General features: G+C 66.5%; 6 protein-coding genes. All 6 read right to left on the minus strand.

What is annotated here, in order from left to right; genetic code table 11:
• Window positions 1-379: 379 nt before the first annotated feature.
• Complete coding sequence (locus tag O9280_RS17290; protein ID WP_298345793.1) at window positions 380-688, minus strand: hypothetical protein; 309 nt, start codon at window positions 686-688, stop codon at window positions 380-382.
• A complete protein-coding gene (locus O9280_RS17295; RefSeq protein ID WP_298345796.1) occupies window positions 685-1,644 on the minus strand; it encodes a zinc metalloprotease in 960 nt (319 codons plus the stop codon). The genes O9280_RS17290 and O9280_RS17295 overlap by 4 nt, the downstream gene beginning before the upstream one ends.
• 216 nt (window positions 1,645-1,860) lie before the next feature.
• Window positions 1,861-2,043, minus strand: coding sequence for a hypothetical protein (locus tag O9280_RS17300; protein ID WP_298345799.1), 183 nt, complete (start codon window positions 2,041-2,043; stop codon window positions 1,861-1,863).
• Window positions 2,044-2,615: 572 nt separating this feature from the next.
• Entirely contained in the window at window positions 2,616-3,833 is a 1,218-nt protein-coding gene (locus O9280_RS17305; RefSeq protein WP_298345802.1) for an RtcB family protein, read from the minus strand.
• A gap of 51 nt (window positions 3,834-3,884) precedes the next feature.
• The gene (locus O9280_RS17310) at window positions 3,885-5,021 is read right to left on the minus strand and encodes a slipin family protein (RefSeq protein WP_298345805.1); all 1,137 of its coding nucleotides are present in this window, start codon (window positions 5,019-5,021) and stop codon (window positions 3,885-3,887) included.
• Between the two features lie 477 nt (window positions 5,022-5,498).
• A complete protein-coding gene (locus O9280_RS17315) occupies window positions 5,499-5,639 on the minus strand; it encodes a hypothetical protein (protein ID WP_298345808.1) in 141 nt (46 codons plus the stop codon).
• Between the last annotated feature and the right edge of the window lie 175 nt (window positions 5,640-5,814).

Consider the following 5,814-nt stretch of genomic DNA (forward strand, 5'->3'; position numbering starts at 1 on the left):
AGCGTGATCGGCGAGGTCACGACAGCCGCCCCATGCACCGCGGCAGCAGCGCTGCAGCCCCAAGTGGACGATGGACCGCGATCGTCGATGCCATCGGCACCAGCCAGGCTGTCGCGGGCTTTGGGGTCACGGATTCAGGAATCCCTGCGGCCAAAGCTGCGAGTGTGAGGCGACCGACGGCTTGTGGCCCGGCCTCGGCCGCTGAGCAGCCGACGACGAAGCGCGGCCGTGCGCTGGACAGCGGTCATCCAGGCGCACAGGTCAAGCGCGCCGACATCGCGCAGGAGCCGCGGTGGTTCCGGCGCTTCAGAGCCGTGGCGACGGACTGTTTCCGAGGCTCTCGGTCAAGCGGGTGGACCGCATGACCGGATCCCGAGCGCTACGGCTTGCTCAGCCGCAGGCAGGCCTTCTCGCTGTCGACGATGACCTCGTACACCACCGGCTGGCTGCCGTCGGCGCGCTGCAGTGTCAGCATTCCGCCCGAGAACTTGAAGCTGCCGCTGGCTTGCGCGGGCCTGTCGTCTGGTCCGGGCATGCCCTCGATGAAGGTGCCGTCAGGACGGAAGCTCAAGTGCTGCCGGCCACGGCTGGGCGGCAGCGGCTCGGCTGCATCGACGTAGACCTTGGCGCCCGCCGTGTCGCGTTCGTGGGCGTGCACCCAGTGACCCAGCAGCGTCTGCCTGCTCATGACACCAAGGAGCTTCTCGGGCCGTTCAAGGTCGAATGCATGCGCGCCACCTGCTCCGGCGTGAACATGACCATCGCGGCGTCATCGACGTAATCCATGTAGTTCATGAACATGTCCCCGTTCGGCCCGTTCTGGCAACTGACGCTGGGAAACGTCGGCACACCGTAGTTTGGGCCCTCGGCATTGGGTGTGTCGCTGACCGAGTCGCCACCTGAGCAATCAGGGGTATCGCCCCAGATGTGGCGCAGGTTCAGGTAATGCCCCACTTCGTGAGTGCAGGTTCTCCCCTTGTTGAAGGGGGCCCGCGCAGTACCGCCCGTACCAAAGGCGTTGACCGAGATCACCACACCGTCGGTACCCGCCGGGCCGCCGGGGAACTGGGCGTAGCCGAGCAAGCCGTCCTTCAGCGCACAGACCCAGATGTTCAAGTAACGGTCGGTCGGCCACGGCGCGCTGCCGCCGCGTGCCGGGTCCTTCATCGAGTCGTTCTGGCCAAACATGGCCTGTTGCGTCGGCACGTAGAGGACGCCAGACGTGGCTTTGCCGCCAGGTTCCTTGGTTGCCAGCTTGAACTCCACCATCGCATCTGCCACGAGCCCTTTCCAGACTGCAGGTGCCTTCCCGCGATCGGTGTTCTTGGCGCGGAAATCCTTGTTGAGGGTCTTCATCTGCGCGGCGATCTGCGCCGGCGTGACCTTGCCAATCCCCGGAGACTGCAGGATGTGGATGACGACGTTGATGACGTAAGGCTTGGTCCGCTCGACCCTTGCGGACCGCCGCGACGCCATGAAGGCGTGCTCCAGTTCCGTCTGCGCGCTGCGGTAGCTTGCTGATTGCTCGAACAACCAGTAGTGGACCGACATGCAGCCACACTTGCGCTGCAAGGGCGCTGTGGACTCCTCGCCGGGTGCGCGCCCGGCAGCGTTCGGCTTGGCGGGTGACTTCTTTCTAGCCATGGGTCATCTCCTCGGGTCAAAAGCAGATGTTCGCGCAGCGGCTGCTGACGCGCCATCCCCAAGAAGAGAGACCGGGCAGGGCGTGGTGCCCCAATGGTGGAAGAGGTGAGACAGGCCGCGGAGTACGGCCGGGCTTTCATACAGCCTCAGCACCTCGGGGTAGACGCGGCGGAACACGCCAACGTCTTGCTCGAATGCGGCATCTGGGCCCACGGCTCAAGGCGACACCAGTCCGACATCCTGTCCTTGAGTGACGATAACCTGGTCTTCACACGCAACCTGTTCGAAGGCATCCCGGCCAGGCTCCTTGCGCCCTGCGGCGACTTGTTCAGCCGTATCCGCATGGTTCACCGGAAGACCAAGCCCCAGGGCAGGCTGCTGAAGGAGTTCAAGCGGCACGTCAGCGCAATTCAGCAGCCCCAATCCGCGCAATGCCTGGGCCTAGGGTGGTGCGCGCCAAATCGTAGAACGTAACTGACCCGGCATACTGCAACCGCCCAGGAGGTGGGCGATGCGGGTTGCAAAGACGATCGAGTTGGATGCGCAGACGGACGGGGAGCTGCGGGTGCTTGAGCACTCAAGAGCTCGAGGCGAGTGCCCCCCTTTTGTAGCCAGAGCGGACGACCAGGTCCCAGTGCCCTCAACGCCCGCTTGGGGTCGGTAGTGACCCGTCGCGCCGAGGATGAGCAGTTATTCGCCCTGGCGGCGACGAGGCTTCATGTGGGTTGAAGGGTCGGGGCCTCCAGCCGCCACCGCGGTCGCCGGCAATGTCAGCAGCACCCCCGCAAGCGGCCGGTGGTGGCGCCAGCCGGTACTTTGCCGAACGACTGCAAGATGTCCAAGACCGTGAGTTCGAGGGCCGGCGCCGACAGACCGCAACCGCTGCATGGGAGTCCCTAGCAGCCAGCCCGGAAACGAAGAAGGGGCACCCCGCTCGCGCAAGGTGCCCCTCGACACTGGCCATGGGCTGCTCAGCCCTTGACGCACACCACCTGCTTCAACGTGTGCACCACGTCGACCTGGTCGCGCTGCGCTTCCATCACGGCGTCGATGTCCTTGTAGGCCGCGGGCGTCTCGTCGAGCACGTCCTTGTCCTTGCGGCATTCGACACCTTCGGTCGCGGCGCGGTGGTCGGCCAGTGTGAAGCGGCGCTTGGCTTCGCCGCGGCTCATCACGCGCCCAGCGCCGTGCGAGCAGCTCTCGAACGATTCCGGGTGGCCCTTGCCGCGCACGATGTAGCTGCGCGCGCCCATGCTGCCGGGGATGATGCCCAGCTGCCCGGCCTTCGCGCTCACCGCGCCCTTGCGCGTGACGTACACGTCCTTGCCGAAGTGGTGCTCGCGGCTCACGTAGTTGTGGTGGCAGTTCACCGCCTCCACGTGGCTCTGGAAGTGCTTGTGGATCACCGTCTTCGCGGCTTCGATCACGCGCTTCATCATCACCTCGCGGTTGATGGCGGCGAACTTCTGCGCCCAGCCCACGGCGCGCACGTAGTCGCCGAAGTAGCGCGAGCCTTCCTCGAAGTAGGCCAGGTCGCGGTCGGGCAGGTTGGCGTTCTGGCGCAGCGCGTCCTGCTTGGCCAGCTCGATGAACATCGTGCCGATGAAGTTGCCCACGCCTCGCGAGCCGCTGTGTAGCATGAACCACACGAAGCCTTCCTCGTCCAGGCACACCTCGATGAAGTGGTTGCCCGTACCCAGCGTGCCCAGGTGCTGGATGTGGTTGGTCTTGGCCAGCTTCGGATAGTCGCGGCACAGCTCGGTGAACTCCGGCTCCAGCTGCGACCACGCCGTGTTCACGCTGCCCGGCGGCTTCTGCCACGCACCGGGGTCACGGCTGCCGGGCTGGCGGCCGTGCGGCACCGCGCGTTCGATGGCCGAACGCAGCGGCGCCAGATTGTCCGGCAGGTCTTCCGCGCGCAGGGTGGTCTTGGCGGCCATCATCCCGCAGCCGATGTCCACCCCCACCGCAGCCGGGATGATGGCCTTCAGCGTCGGGATCACCGAGCCCACGGTCGCGCCGATGCCGAAGTGCACATCAGGCATCGCCGCGATGTGCGGGTAGACGATGGGCAGGCGCGCGGCGTTGGTCAGCTGGCGCTTCGCCTCGTCTTCGACGGGCACGCCGCGCGTCCACATCTTCAGCGGCACGCCGCCACCCACGTCCTCGTGGATGTAGTTGGTTCCCATGATTCATTCTCCCAGTCCAGGGGAGGCTGCCGATGCAGCCTCCCCCAACGCTCAACGGAGCTTCACCAGCCCGTTGAGAACTTGGTCCAGACCCCCGATCACGGAGATCTTGTCGATGCGCTCGGCCACGCGTTCCAGCGTCTCGAGTTCCTTCATGCGCAGCGCGACGGGGTTGCCCTCCATCACCTTCGCGGTGTTGAGCAGCGAGCGCGTGGCGGCGGTCTCTTCGCGGCGGCGGATCACGTTGGCCTCGGCGGCCTTGCCGGCCTCCACCACCTGGGCGAGGATGGTCTTCATCTCGCCTGGCAGCACGATGTCCTTCACGCCCACGCCGTCCAGCTGCAGGCCGTAGCCGGCCAGCTTGGCGGTGACCTGGGCGGTCACGACCTCGTCGATGACCGTCTTGTTCTCCAGCAGCTCGTCGAGCGAACGCGTGCCCACGGCCGCGCGCAGGCCGAACTGCAGCTCGCGGTACAGGTGTTCCGCGGGCTTGGCCAGTTCCCTGAATGCCTTCAGCACATCGGCGTAGCGCCACGTGGCCGACAGGTTCAGCCGCAGCGCCACCTTGTCGCGGGTCAGGATCTCCTGGCCCGTGACTTCCAGCGCCTGTAGCCGCAGATCCACCAGCTCGACCGCGACGTTGCGGTTGAACTTCCAGAACGCGTACGAACCCGCCGCCAGCAGCCGCTCGACCTTGCCGTCGACCGACAAGATGCCGGCGCCGTGGTCGGGCACCTGCACCTGCAGCACGCCGGCCAGGCCCTGCACGGAGCGCTGGCGAAGCTGCGTCTGCAAGAGCCGCGACACTACGGGCGCCGCCACCTCCGCCGAGGCCGCGATGTCGATCACCTCGACCTGCACGTTGACCAGGCCCTTCCAGTACAGGCGACGGGTGGCCGGTGCCAACACTTCGACCAGCGTGCCGTTCTCGGTGCGCAGGCCGACCTGGTGCTCGTTCAGCTCCACGCGCACGAACTCGGTCGCAACGACCTGCGGCTCCTTAGCCAGCAGGTACTCGGCGATGGTGTGCGTGAACGTCGGCTGCTCGAGTGCGAAGCGCTCGACCTCCAGCCGGTCCAGGCCGGCAACGAGCCAGTGCGTGCCCGGTTGCAGCACATGATCGAAGTCGCCGTTGCGCAGCAGCAGTCCGCGCTCGTTCTTCTTCACGGTGACACGCTGGATCTTCATGGTGTTCTCCTTTTTCGAGCGTGTGTTGAATGGGGGTGCCGCTTCAGGGGCGGTCGCGGGCGACGGATGCCAGGGTGCGAACACCGCAGCGGGCGTCGGCGGTCTCCTCCCTGAAGACCTCCTCGGCTGGCTGCGGCGTCGAAGTCCCGCTTGCCCGTCGTACGGGCGGCCGCCGCTGTCGCGGCAGGTGGTCTTGCGACCGGTTGCTGGTGCTTGGAGCGGGAGTCGAACCCGCGACAGACGACTTATCAGGTCGTTGCTCTACCCGACTGAGCCATCCAGTGGAGGCCCTCCAGGAATCGAACCTGGCAGCGCGAGCTGCGATCCATCGAGGGCCAGGAATCCGCCGCTTCCGTGCGACGCGGCATGGGCGGTACCGACAGGCCAGAGCCCGGGTACCGCCCACCGGCGGGGTTCACGAACCCCGGATCTGTGAGCGTCGCCCTTCTACGGCAGATGCGTGGGCGCCTGGGCCTTTCAGCTCAGGCGCGATCCGAGACGTGAGGATCGGGGCAGGCGTGCGGCCAGCCACTCATGCACGTCGGCTCGGATGTGCCGGCCTTCGAGCAGGAACGCCTCGAAGCGGCTGGGCACGTAGGGCAGGTACAACAGAGGCATGCGCGCTTCCTCCGGCGTGCGGTCGGCCTTGCGGCCACCTGATCAGCAAGCTGCCTCAGCTGCGCGAGTCGTCTTGAGGGGGTGCGGAGCGGCCTGAGCAGCGTCGCGGGCCAGCCGAAGCAGGATGGTTCTCAGGTTGTAGCGGCGGTTGAAGAGGTACTGGATCTGTCCGAGG

The sequence above is a fragment of the Silanimonas sp. genome (genome assembly GCF_027531545.1).
Classification (GTDB): Bacteria; Pseudomonadota; Gammaproteobacteria; order Xanthomonadales; family Xanthomonadaceae; genus Silanimonas.